Below are 21,303 nucleotides of genomic sequence, written 5' to 3'. Positions count from 1 at the left end.
AAAGATGAAAATTTTACTAGTAGATGACCATGAAATGGTCCGATTGGGCTTGAAAAGCTACTTTGATCTCCAAGATGATGTAGAAGTTGTGGGCGAGGCGGCAAACGGGTCTCAAGGTATTGACTTGGCCTTGAAATTGCGTCCGAATGTCATTGTCATGGATATTGTCATGCCTGAGATGAATGGAATTGACGCGACCTTGGCCATCCTTAAAGAATGGCCTGAAGCCAAGATTTTAATTGTGACTTCTTACTTGGACAATGAAAAAATCATGCCTGTCTTAGATGCAGGTGCTCGTGGCTATATGCTCAAGACTTCTAGTGCCGACGAACTGCTCCATGCTGTCCGTAAGGTGGCTGCTGGGGAGTTGGCCATTGAGCAAGAGGTCAGCAAAAAAGTCGAATACCACCGCAATCACATAGAACTACATGAGGACCTGACTGCGCGTGAGCGAGATGTTCTCCAACTCATCGCCAAGGGCTACGAAAATCAGCGTATCGCTGATGAACTTTTTATCTCTCTCAAGACGGTCAAGACCCATGTGTCCAATATCCTTGCCAAACTTGAAGTCAGCGATCGCACCCAGGCGGCTGTCTATGCCTTTCAGCACCATTTGGTGGGGCATGAAGAGTTTTAGATGAGTTTAGCAGATTTACTTGAGGAGCTAGAAGCAGCAAAAGACTCTAAAAAGCAAGACCCATGGAAGCCCATATGCGCCATCAATTTTCTTTTCTAGGTATTGCGGTGCCTGAAAGAAATAAACTCTATAAAAATATTTTCCAGAAGCGAAAAAACAAAGATTATCGATTGGGATTTTGCAGATACTTGCTGGGAAAAAGAATCTAGAGAATACCAGTATGTGGCTGCTAACTATTTGAAAGCAATGCAGTCTTATTTAAAGGACAGCGATTTGCCTAAGCTAGAGCAGTTGGTTGTTACCAAGTCTTGGTGGGATACGGTGGATATCCTAGATCGAGTAGTAGGGAGTTTGGTGTATGAGAAGCAGGAACTGGAAAAAATAATCCTCCAATGGAGCCTGTCAGACAATATCTGGTTGAGACGCGTCGCTATTGACCACCAGTTATTAAGAAAAGAGAAGACCAATACTCAATTAATGGAAAAGATTCTCCTTCATAACTTGAACCAAACAGAATTTTTTACCAATAAAGCCATTGGCTGGACTCTGCGAGACTACTCCAAAACGAATCCAACTTGGGTAACATGCTTTATTGAGAAAAACAAGGAAAGAATGGCTGAACTTAGTATCAAAGAAGCAAGCAAGTACCTCTATCGTGATTGAAAAGCGCAGTCATTAATTGAAAAGTTTACCTGTTTATGTGATAATGGAGGGTATTTACAGAAGGTGGTAGATTTCTTGATTCTATAGTAGATTGAGAAATTTAGAATAGTATGCTATAATCACATTAGGAGGATAAAAATAATGAAGAAAACGTTTTATAAAAAATTGGGTATTTCAATTATTGCGAGTACTTTATTGGCTAGCCAGTTGTCGACAGTATCTGCTTTGACTGTTATTTCTAGTACAGGTGAAGAATATGAGGTGAGTGAAACATTACAGGAAAGTCCAGAAACTAATAATTTTTCACTTCCTGAGATTTCGCCAACATATGGTTCATATTACCAAAATCAATCAGAAGTAATTATCGGTAATGATGATTTGGTTAAAATTGATAATACTCTACAATATCCGTATTCAACTTCAGCTATGGTTTTGTCTGAGTACAATGGTGTAGCCAATGGAACGAATATAGAAGGAAGAGGAAGCGCGAATTTTATTAAAGATAATGTTTTAATTACAGCAGCTCATAACTTCTACAGTCATAAATATGGAAAAGAAGCGGATGCTATTTATGTACTTCCAGCAGCTAGTCCAGATCAGGAACCATTTGGAAAGATCAAGGTTAAGGAAGTTCGTTATTTGAAAGAATTTAGAACTTTAAATTCTAGAGATGCATCGAAATATGACTTGGCTCTATTAATTCTAGAAGAGCCTGTTGGCGCAAAATTGGGAACACTGGGGCTTCCAAATAGTCAGAAAAATTTGGCTGGAACACCAGTGACGATTACAGGATATCCATCATATGATTTTGGAATTCATCAAATGTATACAGATAAAAAACAAGTTTTAAGTGATGATGGTACTTTTTTGAATTATCAAGTTGATACTTTGGGGGGATCAAGTGGATCTGCTGTTTATGATGCTAGTCACCGTGTAGTCGGAGTACATACTTTGGGAGATGAAGCTAACCAAGTTAATAGCGCAGTAAAATTAAATGAACAGAATTTATCATTTATTTATTCAGTACTTAAAGGATATTCTCTTGAAGGATGGAAAAAATTAAGTGGCAGTTGGTACTATTATAAACAACATGATAAACAAACGGGTTGGCAGAAAATAGATGATACTTGGTACTATCTAGATGCTTCTGGTAAGATGCTTACAGATTGGCAAAAAGTAAATGGAAAATGGTATTATTTGGGAACCTCTGGTTCAATGGCAACAGGTTGGAAAAATGTACGAGGCAGATGGTATTACTTAGATAATAAAAATGGTGATATGAAGACTGGTTGGTATAAAGATGGTTCAACATGGTACTATCTAGATCCTACTAATGGAGACATGAAAACAGGTTGGATAAAAGTAGGAGGAAACTGGTATTATCTTAACTCAAGTGGAGCTATGGTAACAGGTAGCCAAACTATCGATGGTAAAGTTTATAATTTTGCTTCATCTGGTGAGTGGATTTAATATTGGAGGACATATAAATGAAACTTTTGAAAAAAACTATGCAAGTTGGACTGACAGCATTTTTCTTTGGTTTGCTAGCTACAAATACTGTTTTTGCGGATACCACAGGTGGCCAATTTGTTGATAAGGATAATAGAAAATATTATGTAAAAGATGCTCATAAAGCAATCTATTGGCATAAAATAGACGGAAAAACTTACTATTTTGGTGATAAAGGAGAAATGGTAGTTGGATGGCAATACTTAGAAATTCCTGGAACAGGTTATCGTGATGATTTATTAGATAACCAACCAGTTAATGAAATCGGCCTTCAACACAAGTGGTACTATTTTGGACAAGATGGGGTACTACAAGAATTTGTTGGCTGGAAAGCATTAGAGATTAAAACAAAAGACAGTGTTGGAAAAGAGTACGGGGAAAAACGTGAAGATTCAGAAGATAAAGAAGAGAAGCGTTATTACACGAACTATTACTTTAATCAGAATCATTCTTTAGAGACAGGTTGGCTTTATGATCAGTCTAACTGGTATTATCTAGCTAAAACAGAAATTAATGGAGAAAACTATATTGGTGGTGAAAGACGTGCAGGTTGGATAAATGATGGTTCAGCTTGGTACTACCTTGATCCAACAACTGCTGCAATGCAAACAGGATGGCAATATCTAGGTAATAACTGGTACTATCTCCGTTCATCAGGTGCTATGGCAACTGGTTGGGTGAAAGATGGTTCAACTTGGTATTATCTAGATGCTCAAAATGGTGATATGAAGACAGGTTGGGCTTATGTTGGTAACAGTTGGTACTACCTTCGTTCATCAGGTGCAATGTCTACTGGTTGGGTGAAAGATGGTTCAACTTGGTACTACCTAAATGCAAGTAATGGAGATATGAAGACAGGCTGGTTCCAAGTCAATGGTAAATGGTACTATGCCTATGGTTCAGGTGCTTTAGCTGTTAATACCACAGTAGGTGGTTACTACTTAAACTATAATGGCGAATGGGTTAAGTAATGAAGGCTAATGGTAAACTGTGATGGATATTTAACTTTGTATAATAGGTGGATAAAAGTCTTTAAAATAGGAAAAAACGCATAATATTAGGTGAACTGCACCCCAAAAGTTAGACAGAAAAAATCTAACTTTTGGGGTGTTTTTATTATGAAATTAACTTATGATGATAAAGTTCAGATCTATGAACTTAGAAAACAAGGATATAGCTTAGAGAAGCTTTCAAATAAATTTGGGATAAATAATTCTAATCTTAGGTATATGATTAAATTGATTGATCGTTACGGAATAGAGTTCGTCAAAAAAGGAAAAAATCGTTACTATTCTCCTGATTTAAAACAAGAAATGATTGATAAAGTCATACATGAAGGCTGGACTAAAGATAGAGTTTCTCTTGAATACGGCCTCCCAAGTCGTACGATACTTCTTAATTGGCTAGCACAATACAAGAAAAACGGGTATACTATTGTTGAGAAAACAAGAGGGAGAGTACCTAAAATGGGACGTAAGCCAAAAAAGAGACCTGAAGAGAGGACAGAATTAGAACGTCTTCAAGCAGAAAATGAGTACCTGAGAGCGGAGAATGCCATCCTAAAAAAGTTAAGAGAACTCCGATTGAAGGAGGAAAAAGAGAAAGAAGAAAGACAGAAATTGTTCAAGAATTAATGACTGAGTTTTCGTTAGATCTTCTTTTAAAAGCCATTAAACTAGCTCGTTCGACCTACTACTATCACTTGAAACAGCTAGATAAACCAGATAAGGACCAAGAGCTTAAAGCTGAAATTCAATCCATCTTTATCGAACACAAGGGAAATTATGGTTATCGTCGGATTTATTTAGAACTAAGAAATCGTGGTTATCTAGTAAATCATAAAAGAGTTCAAGGCTTGATGAAAGTACTCAATTTACAAGCTAAAATGCGACAGAAACGAAAATATTCTTCTCATAAAGGAGACGTTGGTAAGAAAGCAGAGAATCTCATTCAACGTCAATTTGAAGGCTCTAAAACAATGGAAAAGTGCTACACAGATGTGACAGAATTTGCCATTCCAGCAAGTACTCAAAAGCTTTACTTATCACCAGTTTTAGATGGCTTTAATAGTGAAATTATCGCCTATAATCTTTCAACTTCACCCAACTTAGAACAAGTAAAAACAATGTTGGAACAGGCATTCACAGAGAAGCACTATGAGAATACGATTCTCCATAGTGACCAAGGCTGGCAATACCAACACGATTCTTATCATCGGTTCCTAGAGAGTAAGGGAACTCAAGCATCCATGTTACGCAAGGGAAACAGCCAAGACAACGGTATGATGGAATCTTTCTTTGGCATTTTAAAATCGGAAATGTTTTACGGTTATGAGAAGTCGTTTCAGTCGCTTAAGCAATTGGAACAAGCTATTGTAGACTATATTGATTACTACAACAATAAACGAATTAAGGTAAAACTAAAAGGACTTAGTCCTGTGCAGTACAGAACTAAATCCTTTGGATAAATTAATTGTCTAACTTTTGGGGGTCAGTACATATGCTACGGGAAAGTTATGCACTTAATTTGACAATTCAAGATGTAAAAATATATACTAATATTTGACAAGTTGTCCTAAAAATGTTGTTATGTTATGGATTGATCGAATCTAACTAAAGGATCCTATTCAATTACTAGAACTATCACATACTCAAGGTCAGCTCACAGATGAGCAACTATTTTGGTTACAATACCTACTAAATTTAAGTCAAACAAATAATTTAGTCAAAATTAAAAAAATAGAGGAACATAAATATGATTACAAAACGGAATGTAATAGTGTTCTACGATTTTTACTAGATAAAACTGTAAATTCTGAAGGAAGGATCACTTCTTCAACAGAATTTGGAAATTTCGTAAGTAATTTATCATTCCAACACGGAATAGCTGGACTACTGTTTCCTCTAAATAAATTGCCCCCCCAGAACTGGATTCTAAAATACTCTTTATCATCAAGAAAGCAGTGACAATTAGAACGACACACACATATGAATATCAATACTCGCTGCTATTTGGTGATTCAGGCTATCTATGGTTACTCCTACATTTATTTTCTATCAGTAAAAATCAATACTATCTACAATTAGCAAACGTCACCGCTAAGAAATTAATAGAGAATTATGATACTCTAGAGGAAATAGACTTTGCATTGAGAAAATCTGGTGTCCTATTGTCATTAATAAAATACTATCAATTTACCAATGACAATACTCTTAAAATTTTCATCCACAATAGTATAGGGGAAATTGAGCATTATTTCCTACAAAGAGATACAGCCAAAGAAAGCATTTTAGACTATAGCTTTGCTCATGGATATTGTGGAATTGCATAGGCTTTATTTGCCTATTCTAAAGTCTTAGAACCTTCTATGTTCTATAATGATCTCCATACATTCCATACTGAATTAAAAAAATTATTAGAAAAAGTTACTTCTAATACTAAAAATTTAGGAAATTTACAACTTTCTTGGTGCAAAGGAATTTCCGGAATAATCTTATATCTTTGTATGTACGATTGTGACGGAAACAAAGATATTATTAGTAAATATCAATAATTTGTTTTTAACCATCATCTAAAAATGATGACAGGATATTGCCACGGAATAACTAGCTTACTACAAACCACTGTCTACAATCAAAACAAATTACTGATGAAAAAAATCCAACAGGTAATTTTAGCATGTTCTGAACGAGATGATCACGATTTACTGATGTTTCAAGGAGATAGGAGTAAAGCAGATTTGTTTGAAGCATGGGGGTATATTGGTGTCTATTAAATAATAAATTCCCATTCGATGTGCAGAAATAAGGAGAAAAGTATGAAATTATTTTGGACAAACAACATATATAGACAGTTGCTGCTAAACAGCTGTTTTTCATCATTCGGCGACAGTATTTTCTACCTCGCCATTATCAATTATGTGGCTCAGTACAATTTCGCTCCGCTAGCGATTTTACTGATTTCCATTTCAGAGGTGGTTCCCCTACTATCGCAACTCTTTCTCGGAATTCTAGGAGATTTTCAAGAAAATAGAGTCAAACACGCACTCTGGATTGCCAAAATCAAAATCCTGCTCTACGCTATTTTGACAGTATTTCTCGTCTTGTCGCCCTTTTCATTAGTTTCAGTCATTATGATTGTCATCATCAACCTTATCTCTGACACCTTGAGCTACCTGTCTGCCTACATGATGAACGCCCTCTACATCAGTGTAATTAAGGACGACCTGCATGATGCCATGGGGTTCAGGCAGTCTCTGATGAGGGTTGTCCGCATTGTCGCCAATCTAGCTGGTGCATTCCTTATCAATGTTATGAGTATTCAAACTATTTCCCTTATCAACACTCTGACTTTTGTCATTGCCTTTTGGGGCCTGTATGTTATTCGACATACCTTGTATGAGGTTGAAAAAAGGATTGAAATGTCACATACAGCACTGAGTTTTAAGAAATATTTTCAACATCTTAAACAGTCGCTGGCTGTGTTCCTGAGGTTAAAAGATACCATCATACTACTGTTTCTGACGACCAGTATGATTGCCATCTTGGATGTGTCTCCTCGGTTGATTGCCCTCCGCTTCATCCAACAGACACTAGCACAACTGAGCATTGGGCAACTCCTCGCCCTGCTCTCCATCATCATTTCTTGTGGAGCTATCCTTGGCAATATGACCAGCAGTAATCTATTTAAAAATATCCGTTTCACGCACCTCTTGGTTTTCTGTGAGATTTCCCTATTGGCTCTAATAACTAGTATCCTTTGTCAAGCCTATATCGTAATTTTCATGACCAGTTTCATCAGTTCTACGATTATCGGCATTCTCAGCCCTCGCCTACAAGCAGCTGTCTTTGCCTATATCCCCAGTGACAAGATGGGGACGGTGGGCTCTGCTCTGAGCACAGTGGACATTCTCGCCCCGTCCCTGCTCTCCCTATTAGCCCTATCCATAGCATCGAGCGTTTCGGTGCAGTTAGCATTGATATTTTTGTATCTTATTTTGATTGCTCTTATCTTTTGTCAATGGTTAGTCAAGTTCAACACTCATAACTAACGAAAAAGCATGTGTAGATTTCACATGCTTTTAATCTCCCCAATCGTCAGGTCAAGTACAACAAAGTCACTTCTTTGATTAAGCGAGTGTTCTAATATAATTATAAGCTCCCTGTCATTACCGAACCCATTCGCCATTATAATTGACAGAATAGCCATCTACGGTCGTATTCACTGCCAAAGCACCTGAGCTATAAGCATAGTACCATTTGCCATTAACCTGGAACCAACCTGTCTTCATATCTCCATTACCTGCATTTAGGTAGTACCAAGTTGAACCATCTTGATACCAACCAGTTGTCATAGCTCCCGATGAACGGAGATAGTACCACTTGTTACCAAGGTATTGCCAGCCCGTTTTCATATCACCATTTTCAGCATCTAAATAGTACCAAGTTGAGCCTTCCTGATACCAACCAGTCTTCATATCACCATTGGTCTTATCTAAATAATACCATCTTCCTCGTACATATTTCCAACCTGTGGACATTGAACCAGAGGTTTCAAGATAATACCATTTGCCATTTATACTTTGCCAACCTGTTTGTTTATTACTATTCTTATAATAATACCAAGTATCACTAATCAACTTCCATCCATCAATAGAATGCCCTTTAATAACAGAGTAGATGAAAGATAGAGCCTTCTCATTTAACTTAACAGCATAATTCATCTGTTCTGCCTTACTCCCATTGGTATGAACTCCGACAACCCTATTGGTAGAATCATATACTGCTGAACCGCTTGCACCACGCAAAGTATCTACTTGATAGAATAAAAAATCATTTGTATCTTGAAGTATCGTTTTTGTATCAGTATACATCTGCTTAATATCCTTATTAACAGCAGAATATCCCGTAACTGTTACATCTAGATTTTTAGTATTTTCTAAATTATTGGGAAGTCCTAACGTCCCCAATTGAGCGCCAATCGGTTCTTCCAAAATTAAAACTGCTAAGTCATAGGTAGTAAGCTCATCTGGATCAGTATTTCGAAATTCTTTTAAATAGCGAGCTTCTTTTACTTTTATCCGACCAAACGGCACACTATTTGGAGTACGAGCAGGAGTAACATATAGTTCTTCTGCATCTTTACCAAACTCATGTTTATAAATATTATGAGCAGCAGTAATAAGGACATTATCCTTTATAAAATTGGCACTCCCTCGATAAGTTACATCTTTACCATTTTTCACACCACGAAATTCTTACTCTACATAAGCTGATGTAGAGTAAGGATATTGTAAAGTATTTTTTACCTTAACTAAATCATTTTTACCAATAATGACTTCTGACTGATTTGTATAATATTGACCATAAGTCGGTGAAACATCGGGAAGTGAAAAATTATTAGTTCCTGGACTCTCTTGTAATGTTTCACTTACCTCATACTCCTCACCTGTACTTGAAATAACAGTCAAAGCAGAGACTGTCGATAGCAGGCTAGCTAATAAAGTACCCGCAATAATTGAAATACCGAATTTGCGATAAAATGTTTTCTTCATTATTTTATCCTCCTAAAAAAATTGTAACACATCTGTTCGTCCCTGTCAATATAGTAAATTGAAATAAGATGTGAACAAATCGATTAGGAAAGTTAAATTAATTTCTAGAAAAGTTTTAGCAGTTGTGGTGTACCATTCTAGTTTCAATCCACTATACAAAGAAAAAAACGAAAAGACATCCCTTTCTCCATTTGAAAAAAGCAGTTACACAACTGCAACTGCTTTTCTATTCTTGCATGGTGTAACCAACACCACGCACGGTTTTAATGTAGCTTTTTTGACCTTTTACATCAAGCTTGCTACGTAGATAACGGATATAGACATCTACGATATTTGTCTCGGTCGCACTTTCATACTTCCAGACACTTTCCAACAACTGCTCACGAGTCAGAACTTTCTTGCTTCCCATAAGTGTCGCCAAAAGGTCATACTCACGGCGAGTCAGAGCAATCATCTCTTCACCACGATAAACCGTGTGATGTTCAACATCTATCCTAAGATTGCGGTAGGTCCTTGGAACTTTCATCAGACTGCAGTGTTGATCAATGAAGTCCCGACCTCGGAAGATCGCCGAAATACGCGCTACCAGATTTTCGATAAGGACTGGCTTATAGATGTATGAAACTGCAAAACGCTGAACAACTTCCAGCTCTTCTTGCAAGTCTTCCCAATGATCTAAAATCATGATGACTGAGGCTGGCTTAGTTCGACTCAGCTTATCTGCAAAATCCTGGGCTGTCATATCCCCCAGATGAGCATTCAATAAAATCAAGTCATAGTCTGTCTGAAGAGCCATGGAGAGGGCTTTTTGCCCCTCCTCAACCTGATCAACTCGGTATTGCTCTTTTTGGAGTTCCAAACTTAAAAAGTGAGCTAGATTTCGTTCTTTCTCAAGTAATAAAATCCGTTTCCCCATGGCAGACCTACTTATTTTTCGTCATACCAAGAGTAGTGGAATGTTCCTTCTTTGTCTTTACGTTGGTAAGTGTGGGCACCAAAGTAGTCACGTTGCGCTTGGATCAAGTTAGCTGGAAGGTCAGCTGAACGGTAGCTATCAAAGTAAGTAATAGCTGCTGAGAAAGTTGGGACTGGTACACCAGCTTGAACAGCAAGAGCTACGATGTCACGCACTGCTTGTTGGTACTTAGCAGTAACATCCAAGAAGTACTCATCCAAAAGAAGGTTGGCAAGGTCTGCATCACGGTTGTAAGCATCTGTAATCTTTTGCAAGAAACGAGAACGGATGATACAGCCATCACGCCAGATAGAGGCGATGTCTGCAAATGGCAAGTTCCAGTTGTTTTCTTTAGAAGCTACACGCAATTGCGCAAAACCTTGTGCATATGAAATGATTTTTGAGAAGTAAAGGGCTTGACGAATCTTTTCAATCAACTCAGCTTTATCTCCTTCAAATTTGAAAGCAGCTGGTTTTGGAAGAACCTTGCTAGCATGCACGCGTTCTTCTTTGTAAGTTGAAATGTAGCGAGCAAATACTGACTCAGTAATTAGCGACAATGGCACACCAAGGTCAAGTGATGATTGGCTAGTCCATTTACCAGTTCCCTTGTTACCCGCGGCATCAAGGATGTAGTCTACGATTGGTCCGTCTTGACCTTCATCGTCTTTACGGCTCAAGATATCAGCTGTGATTTCGATCAAGTAGCTGTCCAATTCACCCTTGTTCCACTCAGTAAAGATTTCAGCCATGTCTTCTGCAGAAAGGCCAAGCAAGTGTTGCATCAAGTCATAGCTTTCTGCGATCAATTGCATATCCCCATACTCGATACCGTTGTGAACCATTTTCACATAGTGACCAGCTCCATCAGGACCGATGTAAGTCACACATGGTTTGCCATCTTCTGGTGCTTTAGCTGAAATTTCTTCAAGAACATCTGCAACCAATTCGTAGGCTTCTTTTTGTCCACCAGGCATGATAGACGGCCCTTCAAGGGCACCTTTTTCACCACCAGAAACCCCAGTACCGATAAAGTTGATACCTGAGTTTGCCAATTCTTCATTACGACGGATGGTGTCTTTGTAGAAAGTGTTTCCGCCGTCAATCAAGATATCACCTTTGTCAAGGTGTGGAAGAAGGGCTTGGATAGTAGCATCTGTACCAGGTCCAGCTTGAACCATCAGCATGATACGGCGAGGTTTTTCGATTGAGTTTACAAAACTTTCAACGTCATAGCTTGGTACAAAGTTCTTTTCAGGATGGCAAGCAATCACATCTTCCGTTTTTTCTTTACTACGGTTGTAAATAGCAACTGTGTAACCACGAGATTCAATATTAAGGGCAAGGTTACGACCCATTACGGCCATACCTACGACACCAAAGTTAGCTTTTGTCATTTGACACTCCTCTTGTTTCATTTATTTTATTTTATCATTTTTACTTTTGAAAAGAAAGAATTTTGTAACGACTGCTTAGTAGTCCAAGTCATCTGCATGACCAGCGCCATTTCCGACAAAGTAGCCTGTCTTACAGTTAAGGGTAAAGAGATAGGTTCCATCTGGCTTGTAGAGGTTGTAATAACCATTGCCGTTAACGATATTGACACGTTCAAGGATATATTGGTCTCCAGTGATATAGCCACGTGATCGTGAAGTCGCTAGAATTTGTTCCAAGACACCATCCGCAAAATCCCAGGCAGAGTTGCTACTATCATCAATAGCAGACTGATTATAGGGAACACGACTCGCACTTCTTTGAACAGCAACCCCTGCACTTGATACGCCCATATTGACTTCGCTACGAGAACTTCTAGTCTCATTTGAGGCAGCATTTGAACTACTTGGGCTTGTCTCACTAGTCGTATTTGAGCTTGCTTGACTAGAGCTTGAGCTACTAGTTTCACTTGAACTTGAGCTAGAAGTACTTGTTTGCTGGCTCTTACCAAGGCTGATAGCCTTATCTAGCACTTTATCAAGCTCCGTATTCCCAGTTTTAATATCTGTAAATTTAGCATCCGATTTGGCTTTGGCATTGGTATCCAACACACCATCCACAATAGCTGGTTTTTCAAATTGTGCATTGACATCTTGAATGGCCTTGATTTGCGTTGCTAGACTATCATATTTCGATTTGGCAAGCGTATGTTCACGACTACCTTCCAGCTTATCAAGTAAGGTCTTGAGTTGACTTAGTTTATCAAACTGGCTATTTTTCAAAGCCGTTTTATTGCTGTCTGTGTAAAAGGCGTCATAAAGTGTATTAAAATCATCCACATCTGATTGATTGGCTGTAGTTGATTGAGAAGTTTCAATTTCCTTGGTCGAGCGATTCACTTGACGGTAGACATAATAAGCACTGACACAGATAATTACTGATACAAGCGCCAAAGCGGTTAAAACAAAGCCTTTTTTGCTTTTCTTATCTGAGTCCTCTTGTTCCAGACGAGAAAGGTTTTGCTCCTCTTCCACTTCTTCAGTCATTTCTGTTGGATTTTCATCCTCTAGTAATAGAGGATCCAAGCCTTGCCCCTCATCATCCAGAGGCAAGGGTGGTAAGATGTCTTCAGAAGATGGAACTTCCTCCGAAGAAGCTTCTGACTCTTCTACAGCCTCACGCATCTCTTGAATTAAATCATCCAGACTCTGAGTTTCAACTAACTCCTCTTTTTTGTATTGGCGAGTCGCAAACTTATCTGCTTCGATTTCATCTTTGTGTTGTTTGACATACTTATCCAAAATGGAATCCTCAGGCAAGACTCCTGCTTCCACTTCTTCATTTTTACGAATCGCTTGACCAACTGTTAGCTCTTTTGCTTCATCAAAATCAAATTGCGGTTCTTGACCTTCTTTTTTATGACGATTTCGTCTTTTCTTACTCATGAGTATCCCTTTCTATTTTACCTCTTGCCGTTTGACACGCTGACCAAAATATTGATACAGATCCACTTTCAAAGTTCCGTTGTATAACTTACGCTTCTTATCCGCTTGGCTACCATACTTGCTTTCAAAAGCTTCATCACTAGTCAGGATAAATTTACTCCAAGTTTTCAGTGGTGCAAATACTTGACCCATCTCAGCATAGAGCTTGGTCACCCCTGCATCATCTGATAAACGCTCCCCGTAAGGCGGATTAGAAATAATCACACCATTGATTTTATCGGAACGTAAATCCTGCACGCGCATCTGCTTAAAGGTAATATCCCCTGCAACTCCCGCTGCCTGAGCATTGGCCTTAGCAATTTCCACCATGCGAGCATCAATATCACAGCCCATGATATCCAGTTCCAGCTCACGATCCACTTTTTTAGCTGCTTCTGTACGCACTTCCTGAATCAAGCGATCGCTGACCCAGTTCCACTCCTCAAAGGCAAAAGAGCGACGAAGTCCTGGTGCCATCTTTCGAGCAATCATGACTGCCTCGATACAGAAAGTCCCCGAACCACAGGTCGGATCAATCAAAGGCTTATCTGGATACCAGTTAGAAAGTTGTAAAATGGCTGCCGCCATGTTTTCCTTGATAGGAGCGCCACCCTTTTCCGTACGATAACCACGTTTAAAGAGGCTAGACCCTGTCGTATCAATCATGACAGTTACCACACCTTTGAGAATAGAGACCTCAATCTTAAACTCTGGGCCATTCTCCATCAGAGGAACCCCTTCTGGGCGAGCATAGTGTTTCTGTAATTTCTTGACAACAGCTTTCTTAGAAATAGCCTGAACACTGGGTTCATTGTGAAGTTTAGATTTAACACATTTGGCTTTTGAAATTGGGAACCGAGCTCCGAGTGGTAAATAATTTTCCCAATCTAAAGCAAAAACTCCCTGAAACAGTTCTTCAAAAGTCTTAGCTGGGAACGTTCCTACGATGATTTTGATACGATCTGCTGCGCGAAGCCAGAGGTTGGTTTCGATAATAGCTCTCACGTCTCCTTGAAAACGAACACGGCCGTTTTCAACCTGACAATCGTAGCCCAACTCTCGCACTTCTCGTCCCACAACAGCTTCAAGACCTGCTGCCACAGTTGCAATTAAATTAAATTCTTTTTTCATGTTACAGTCTTGCAAGACCTTTCTATATGTCCACTTTAAAAAATGAGGTTGAGAAAATTTCTCAGCCCCAACCTATATGCAATTTTCTATAAGCCATGTTTTGTTCCAGAAGTGACTAGGACCACTTCCTTCGATAATCATCTGTCTACCACTAACAGCTCTAGCTGATAGCAGTCAGAATACTACGTTCGTTTCCGCGTACTCCATGCCCCGACCAAAATTTGGGTTGCTAGCTTGAGGGGTTTACCGCGTTCCACTCTCTCCGTTTCCAGAAAGACTCCGTCACTGTGGCACTTTCAAGCCTACTCTGGCCTATCCAAGGACTTAGCCATTTCAACTGCCGTAACGATTTCTCGTCCCTAGGCTTATGGTTTCGCCTAGCACAAACACTACAGGCATCACAGCCTGTGCTAGCATGGACTTTCCTCATGAGAAGCAATTCTCCTCACGCGATTATCCAAAAATTGCATGTAACAAGACCTGAATTACAAATCGGTATTGTCTAAAATTTGTTTACCGAATACTTCTTTTTCAAGACGATTCAAGCGTTTCAAAATATCAAAATTCGTCATAGAAGATGAAGCAGCCACATCAATTGGATCTGGGTGACTAGGACTTGGAGCCGAACTCACTTGCGGTTTACGAGTTAATTCTTCCTTCAAATCCGCAATCTCCTGACGAAGTGACTTGACCAAGGCAGCATAGGTTTCATAGTCCTTGATGACATCGTCTAAAAACTCGTCAACTTCTACCTTACTATACCCACGGACTTCACGTCCAAACTCTTGTTCAAAAATATCTTTCGCTGAAAAAATAATACTTGCCATGTCTCTCTCCATTCTCGCTTGCTAGTATTATTATATAAAAAAAGGCAAACAAAAATCAAGGTCAAAGCTTCAATTTTCGGAAAAATTTTCAGCAAGTTCATTTAATTGATCAAATGTTAATCTCTTTATAAAATAGTCCTCTTGATTTTTCATCTTTTGGTAAAAATAAGCTAGTTTCGTCTCATTTTCTTCATCATAAAAAAGATAAGAACTAGTCGTATTTTCCAGTAAAAACTGCTGGTAATCTCTTAACTGCCCCTTGTGTTCATAGCGAGGATAGGCATATTTGACAAAGTCTACCTGCTTAAAGCGACTCAGTTTCATCTGATTGCCTTCATTCCAATTTTCCCCATGGGTTTCAAAAGCAAAAATGGTCGCCAACTGGAAACCGTATTCGGTCTTCATTTCCTGAGCAACCTCTAAAACCCAATATTCAAAGCCCAAAGTCCCTGTAAATACAAGCCAAGACACCCCATCTGCTGCCATAGCCTCTAAATCTTTACGTATCGCTTTTTTAATCAATTTAAGACGAGGATCCTTATCAGAAAATAAACCCAAATCAAAAGCAGAATAGCCTAAAACCAAAGCTGTAGCCATTTTTAACCCTTTCTGTGCAAATTTATGGTATAATAGAGTGATGTTATTGTACCAATAAGGAGAATTATGGTCAACTATCCACATAAACTTTCATCACAAAAAAGACAAACATCTCTTTCTCAACCCAAAAATTTCGCAAATCGAGGAATGTCTTTTGAAAAGATGATCAATGCTACCAACGACTACTATTTGTCTCAGGGCTTGGCTGTTATACATAAGAAACCAACTCCTATTCAAATTGTACGAGTGGACTATCCACAACGAAGTCGTGCCAAGATTGTTGAAGCCTATTTTCGACAAGCTTCAACGACGGACTATTCTGGCGTTTATAATGGATATTACATCGACTTTGAAGCCAAGGAAACAAAACAAAAACGTGCGATTCCGATGAAAAATTTCCATCCACATCAGATTCAGCATATGGAACAAGTCCTTGCCCAACAAGGAATCTGCTTTGTCCTTCTTCACTTTTCTTCTCAGCAAGAAACCTACTTATTGCCGGCATTCGATTTGATTCGCTTCTATCATCAAGATAAGGGACAAAAATCAATGCCACTTGGATATATTCGAGAATATGGATATGAAATCAAGGCTGGTGCCTTCCCTCAAATTCCCTATCTCAATGTTATCAAAGAACATTTATTAGGTGGTAAAACAAGATGAACAAACAAACTATCCTGCGAATAGCTAAGTATGTGAGTATCTGCTTCTTAACTTTATTTATCACAGCAGTTATGCTGGGAGGAGGCATATTTCTCTATTACGTCAGTAAAGCCCCAGCCCTATCTGAGAGCAAATTAGTTGCAACAACTTCTAGCAAGATTTATGACAATAATAACGAACTCATTGCCGATCTGGGCTCTGAACGCCGAGTAAACGCTCAGGCCAACGAAATTCCTACTGATTTGGTCAAGGCTATCGTATCAATCGAAGACCATCGTTTTTTCGATCATCGCGGTGTCGATACCATCCGAATTATAGGAGCTTTTTTACGTAACTTACAAAACAACTCTCTCCAGGGAGGATCAACCCTTACCCAACAATTAATTAAGTTGACCTATTTCTCAACTTCCACTTCTGATCAGACCATTTCACGTAAAGCCCAGGAAGCTTGGCTAGCAGTTCAGCTAGAACAAAAAGCAACCAAGCAAGAAATTCTGACCTATTACATCAATAAAGTCTACATGTCTAACGGTAACTATGGAATGCAAACTGCAGCCCAAAATTACTATGGAAAAGACTTGAAGGAATTAAGCTTGCCACAGTTAGCACTCCTAGCCGGAATGCCTCAAGCACCAAACCAATATGATCCATATTCCCATCCAGAAGCTGCTCTAGAGCGTCGTAACTTGGTACTTTCAGAAATGAAGGGACAGAAATATATCAGTGCAGAAGATTACGAAAAAGCTATTAATACGCCTATCACTGACGGTCTCCAAAGCTTGAAGTCAGCCAATAGTTACCCAGCCTATATGGACAACTATCTCAAAGAAGTTATCGACCAAGTAGAACAAGAAACTGGCTATAACCTTCTAACTACTGGGATGGATGTTTACACAAATGTAGACCAAGAAGCTCAAAAACATCTGTGGGATATCTACAACTCCGATCAATACGTCTCTTACCCTGACGATGATTTGCAAGTCGCATCTACGGTCGTAGATGTTTCAAATGGTAAAGTCATCGCCCAACTTGGAGCTCGTCACCAAGCAAGTAACGTTTCATTTGGTACCAACCAAGCTGTGGAAACCAATCGTGACTGGGGTTCTAGTATGAAACCAATCACTGACTATGCACCTGCCATAGAATACGGTGTTTATGATTCCACTGCAACTATGGTTAATGATATTCCTTATAACTATCCGGGAACAAGCACACCTGTCTACAACTGGGATCGAGCATATTTCGGTAATATTACTCTGCAATATGCTCTTCAACAATCACGAAATGTCACAGCCGTTGAGACTTTGAATAAGGTCGGTCTAGATAGAGCTAAAACCTTCCTTAATGGTCTTGGTATCGACTATCCAAGCATGTATTATGCAAACGCCATTTCAAGTAACACAACTGAATCCAACAAACAGTACGGTGCAAGTAGTGAAAAAATGGCAGTTGCCTACGCAGCTTTTGCTAATGGTGGTATTTACCACAAACCAATGTATATCAATAAAATCGTCTTCAGTGATGGTAGTGAAAAAGAATTTTCTGATGCCGGTACTCGGGCTATGAAAGAAACTACTGCCTATATGATGACCGAAATGATGAAAACTGTCTTAGTATACGGAACCGGACGTGGAGCCTACCTACCTTGGCTTCCACAAGCAGGTAAAACAGGTACTTCTAACTATACTGACGAAGAAATTGAAAAGTATATCAAGAACACTGGTTACGTAGCTCCAGATGAAATGTTTGTAGGGTATACCCGCAAATATGCAATGGCTGTTTGGACAGGATACTCAAATCGTCTAACTCCAATCATCGGAGATGGTTTCCTTGTTGCTGGTAAAGTCTATCGTTCAATGATAACTTACCTTTCTGAAGATGACCAACCTGGAGATTGGACAATGCCAGATGGCTTGTATAGAAATGGAGAATTCGTCTTCCAGAACAACGCAAAGAACACATGGAATAATTCAGTAACACAACAAACACAAACAGTAGAAACTCCAAGCACAACAGCTGAAAGTTCAACTACACAGGCAAGTACGACGGTTGGTCAACAACCCAATAATGCTCCAGCAACTGATCCTAGCCAAGGACAAGCTGGTCAAGCTGTTCAACCGACACAACCAGTACAACCAACGCCACAAAATCCACAAGTTCAACAACCACAACAGTGAGATGAAAGAAAATCCTGAGAATAAAAACTCAGGATTTTTTCTACAAAAAAATTAGCTTCATCATCTTTGAAAGTGAAGAGAGGTTTCAACTCATTTTCGATAAACCAAAAGAAGTTAGCAAATAACTAACTTCTTTTTATCTTATTTCACATGTTTTGCGAGTTCTTCTTGCGCTTTTTTATTGGATTCTGCTTTTTCTTTCATCCATTTTTCTTGAGCTTTTTGATATTCATCTGCAGTAACTGCCTTGTCTTGAAGTTCAAGGTATTTATACAAGACTGGGTCACTTGTACCTTTATTTCCTGACAATGCAAATGGTATTGTAAATGGTACCATCTTAGACAAGATTGGACGACCAGTTTTAGAAGTTGTTGGGATGATCAAGGCACTATCTGTCAACCAAGCTTGGGCTGCTGCGTATTTATCATATCGTTTAGCAACATCTGTAGTCTCATCACCAGCTTCAGTAACCAATTTTTCGTAGTCATATAGACCTACTTTTTTAGCAGCTACATTATCTTCCCCTGAGTCAAATCCTAAATATGTTTTAGTACTTTCTCCTACAGAAGGTTTGATAATATCAAGGTAGGTTGATGGATCGGCAAAGTCTGGACCCCAACCGACATTATCTGATAAATCCCAGTCTTCGCCAGCAGCATTTTCGGCAAATAGAGTTACATTAAGCAATTCATCTTTTTGCAATTGTTGGATATCAATAACGACATTATCAGTTCCTAAAGTTGCTTCCAAGGATTGTTTCATAGATTGGACGCGCTGAACTTTTGTCGTTGCTGTCTGGTCAACTGGCATATCCAAATGAATTGGGAAAGTCACACCTTCTGCTTGTAAAGCTGATTTAGCTTTAGCAAATTCAGCCTTGGCTTTTTCTGGATTGTAGAGACCATCTTGTGAATCTGCAAGATTGACATCCTTCCATTCATCCCCATAAGTCACTAATTTCTCTTTGACCATATCGCCAAAGTTTTTCCCATCTGCTTGAACAAATGTTGGTGGCACAAAGAGATTACGCAAGATTTTGCTTGCTCCAGTTTCTCCATTCAACTGAGAGGCATAGGCTGTACGGTCAAAACCAAAGGCAATAGCCTGACGGAAATCCTTGTTTAAGAGAGCCTTTTTAGTTGAAGTCTTTTGTTCTTCGCTAGTCTTAGATGTGTGTTTATAAGATTGACGGTCAATATTTGTCCCTACTAGATAAGTCGTAGAGTCTTGTTGCGTATAGACGATATTGTCTTTCATACTCTTCTCAAGCTCTGCGAAGCTTGCACTTGTTGGATAGAGACGAGCTGCTGTAAGGCTACCATCTTTAAAGTTTTCTGCTGGTTTGCTGGTATCTTGCCCATCCCAGAATGACAATTTGACTTTGTCAATATGCACATTGTCCTTATCCCAGTAGTTCGGATTTTTCGCAAATTCAACGGAAGATTTGGTCACAATGGATTTCAACAAATAAGGGCCGTTATACAAGAGACTACTTGGATCCGTAGCTTTGGCAAAATCATCCCCTTTTGAGTTCAAAAACTCTTCATTGACTGGCGCAAGCACACCCATGGTTGTTTTGGAATTCCAAAAAGTTTCAGGTTTGTTCAAGGTGTATTGGATTGTTTGGTCGTCAAGGGCTTTAATCCCGACTTGAGCGAAGTCTGTGATTTCACCTTTGGCATAGGCATCCAGACCTTTGATTGAATCCTGTACCAAGTAAAGGGCTTCTGCTTTCTTATCTGTTGCATATTTAAGTCCTGTTACAAAGTCCTGAGCCTTAACAGGAGCGTACTCTTCTCCCTCAGATGTATACCACTTGGCATCTTGACGAATCTTATAAGTATAAGTCAAGCCATCCTTAGAAACTGACCAGTCTTCTGCCAATGAAGGAACAAGGTTTCCGTATTTATCATTTTCAAGCAATCCATCAATCACATTACTAGTAATCTCAGAAGTTGCTGCCTTACCAGTTGTCAAATAGTTGAGATTATCTGGATGTGTCTCGTAGGTAAAGGCAAAGGTTTTTTCACCTTGAGCGCCTGAACCCCCAGAACAAGCAGCTAAAACACCAGCTGCTAATAAGGTTACTCCCGCAAGAGCCAATACTTTTCTTGTTTTCATAGTATTCTCCTTTGTTTTTTTATTCATTATAGACCCTTTTTCAAGTCCTGTCAATAGAATTTTCTGAATTTTAAGAGTTATTTGTTATATTTGATATATTCTGAAAAATAAAATTGTTCATTTATGCCAAAAAAGCATTCTAGTCCATCTCCGATTAACGATGGACGTTATCACCTCCTTCTCCAGTCCTTGTATAACATCTTGAAGTTGATTCATGACATCTTCCAAAGTTCGAAAGGCTTTATTCTTAAATCCACGTTTACGAATCTCTTTCCACACTTGTTCAATGGGGTTCATCTCTGGTGTGTATGGAGGAATAAAGGTAAAGCCAATATTAGTCGGAATCTTTAAGGTACTTGATTTATTCCATATGGCATTGTCCATAACGAGTAAAAGATAATCATCTGGATAAGCTTGTGAAAGCTCTTCTAAAAAGGCGTTCATCCACTCAGTATGACATCCACCAGCGATTAAGAAAAATGATTTGCCTGTATGGGCATCAACAGCTCCATAACAATAGCAAAATTCTCGTATATAGTGACTATGGACATG

Annotated in this window: 18 protein-coding genes, 1 other RNA gene and 1 pseudogene; 9 read left to right on the top strand and 11 right to left on the bottom strand. The window is 38.9% G+C overall.

The window, feature by feature from the left end; all coding sequences use genetic code 11:
- The first annotated feature begins 4 nt into the window (after positions 1-4).
- From HT719_RS02480 to HT719_RS02445, 7 genes and pseudogenes are all read left to right on the top strand, one after another.
- Positions 5-637: a response regulator transcription factor gene (locus tag HT719_RS02480; protein WP_000698420.1), complete on the top strand. Its 633-nt coding sequence runs from the start codon at positions 5-7 to the stop codon at positions 635-637.
- Positions 638-1,300: pseudogene (locus tag HT719_RS02470) on the top strand (DNA alkylation repair protein).
- A 426-nt stretch (positions 1,301-1,726) separates the two neighbouring features.
- Positions 1,727-2,770 (top strand): serine protease, encoded by a 1,044-nt coding sequence (locus HT719_RS02465; RefSeq protein ID WP_202795742.1) that lies wholly within the window; start codon positions 1,727-1,729, stop codon positions 2,768-2,770.
- 17 nt (positions 2,771-2,787) lie between these two features.
- Positions 2,788-3,780 carry a choline-binding protein CbpJ gene (gene cbpJ, locus HT719_RS02460; protein ID WP_000771147.1) on the top strand — a complete coding sequence of 331 codons (993 nt, stop codon included), beginning with the start codon at positions 2,788-2,790 and terminating at the stop codon, positions 3,778-3,780.
- A gap of 147 nt (positions 3,781-3,927) precedes the next feature.
- A protein-coding gene (locus tag HT719_RS02455) for an IS3 family transposase (RefSeq protein WP_172928129.1) occupies positions 3,928-5,276 on the top strand; the annotation gives its coding sequence in 2 pieces (ribosomal slippage) (positions 3,928-4,369 and positions 4,369-5,276; 1,350 coding nt in all).
- A gap of 495 nt (positions 5,277-5,771) precedes the next feature.
- Positions 5,772-6,140, top strand: coding sequence for a lanthionine synthetase LanC family protein (locus HT719_RS11460; RefSeq protein ID WP_119919399.1), 369 nt, complete (start codon positions 5,772-5,774; stop codon positions 6,138-6,140).
- A gap of 486 nt (positions 6,141-6,626) precedes the next feature.
- Complete coding sequence (locus tag HT719_RS02445; RefSeq protein ID WP_172928127.1) at positions 6,627-7,859, top strand: MFS transporter; 1,233 nt, start codon at positions 6,627-6,629, stop codon at positions 7,857-7,859.
- A 117-nt stretch (positions 7,860-7,976) separates the two neighbouring features.
- On the opposite strand, the gene HT719_RS02440 is transcribed toward HT719_RS02445, so the two are convergent.
- From HT719_RS02440 to HT719_RS02405, 9 genes are all read right to left on the bottom strand, one after another.
- Positions 7,977-9,053 (bottom strand): trypsin-like peptidase domain-containing protein, encoded by a 1,077-nt coding sequence (locus HT719_RS02440; protein WP_345790015.1) that lies wholly within the window; start codon positions 9,051-9,053, stop codon positions 7,977-7,979.
- A 12-nt stretch (positions 9,054-9,065) separates the two neighbouring features.
- On the bottom strand, positions 9,066-9,362 hold the full coding sequence (locus HT719_RS11455; protein WP_000750732.1) for a hypothetical protein: 297 nt from the start codon (positions 9,360-9,362) through the stop codon (positions 9,066-9,068).
- Positions 9,363-9,588: 226 nt separating this feature from the next.
- The gene (locus HT719_RS02435; protein ID WP_000518025.1) at positions 9,589-10,278 is read right to left on the bottom strand and encodes a response regulator transcription factor; all 690 of its coding nucleotides are present in this window, start codon (positions 10,276-10,278) and stop codon (positions 9,589-9,591) included.
- A gap of 11 nt (positions 10,279-10,289) precedes the next feature.
- Complete coding sequence (gene gndA, locus HT719_RS02430; RefSeq protein ID WP_000158778.1) at positions 10,290-11,714, bottom strand: NADP-dependent phosphogluconate dehydrogenase; 1,425 nt, start codon at positions 11,712-11,714, stop codon at positions 10,290-10,292.
- Between the two features lie 75 nt (positions 11,715-11,789).
- Positions 11,790-13,196, bottom strand: coding sequence for a mid-cell-anchored protein MapZ (gene mapZ / locus HT719_RS02425; protein ID WP_172928125.1), 1,407 nt, complete (start codon positions 13,194-13,196; stop codon positions 11,790-11,792).
- Positions 13,197-13,208: 12 nt separating this feature from the next.
- A complete protein-coding gene (locus HT719_RS02420; protein WP_172928123.1) occupies positions 13,209-14,366 on the bottom strand; it encodes a class I SAM-dependent RNA methyltransferase in 1,158 nt (385 codons plus the stop codon).
- Between the two features lie 84 nt (positions 14,367-14,450).
- Positions 14,451-14,831, bottom strand: an RNA gene (rnpB, locus tag HT719_RS02415) — RNase P RNA component class B.
- A 20-nt stretch (positions 14,832-14,851) separates the two neighbouring features.
- Positions 14,852-15,193 (bottom strand): cell division regulator GpsB, encoded by a 342-nt coding sequence (gpsB, locus tag HT719_RS02410; protein WP_000146532.1) that lies wholly within the window; start codon positions 15,191-15,193, stop codon positions 14,852-14,854.
- Between the two features lie 69 nt (positions 15,194-15,262).
- Positions 15,263-15,790 carry a DUF1273 domain-containing protein gene (locus HT719_RS02405; RefSeq protein ID WP_000179553.1) on the bottom strand — a complete coding sequence of 176 codons (528 nt, stop codon included), beginning with the start codon at positions 15,788-15,790 and terminating at the stop codon, positions 15,263-15,265.
- 66 nt (positions 15,791-15,856) lie between these two features.
- Here HT719_RS02405 and recU point away from each other — a divergent pair, with 66 nt between their 5' ends.
- Both recU and pbp1a read left to right on the top strand, forming a co-directional pair.
- Entirely contained in the window at positions 15,857-16,453 is a 597-nt protein-coding gene (gene recU, locus HT719_RS02400) for a Holliday junction resolvase RecU (RefSeq protein WP_000248777.1), read from the top strand.
- Positions 16,450-18,630 (top strand): penicillin-binding protein PBP1A, encoded by a 2,181-nt coding sequence (gene pbp1a, locus HT719_RS02395; RefSeq protein ID WP_172928121.1) that lies wholly within the window; start codon positions 16,450-16,452, stop codon positions 18,628-18,630. Before recU ends, pbp1a begins: the two co-directional genes overlap by 4 nt.
- Before the next feature lie 141 nt (positions 18,631-18,771).
- On the opposite strand, the gene HT719_RS02390 is transcribed toward pbp1a, so the two are convergent.
- Both HT719_RS02390 and HT719_RS02385 read right to left on the bottom strand, forming a co-directional pair.
- Positions 18,772-20,751: a peptide ABC transporter substrate-binding protein gene (locus HT719_RS02390; protein ID WP_016399091.1), complete on the bottom strand. Its 1,980-nt coding sequence runs from the start codon at positions 20,749-20,751 to the stop codon at positions 18,772-18,774.
- A 117-nt stretch (positions 20,752-20,868) separates the two neighbouring features.
- Positions 20,869-21,303: IS630 family transposase (locus HT719_RS02385; RefSeq protein ID WP_172928119.1), on the bottom strand; the 435-nt coding region annotated here is incomplete at its 5' end.

The organism is Streptococcus sp. k-378 (assembly GCF_013277505.1).
GTDB classification, from domain to species: domain Bacteria; phylum Bacillota; class Bacilli; order Lactobacillales; family Streptococcaceae; genus Streptococcus; species Streptococcus pseudopneumoniae.
The sequence above is the reverse complement of the archived record's forward strand: the minus strand, read 5'-3'. Positions and strand labels throughout refer to the sequence as shown.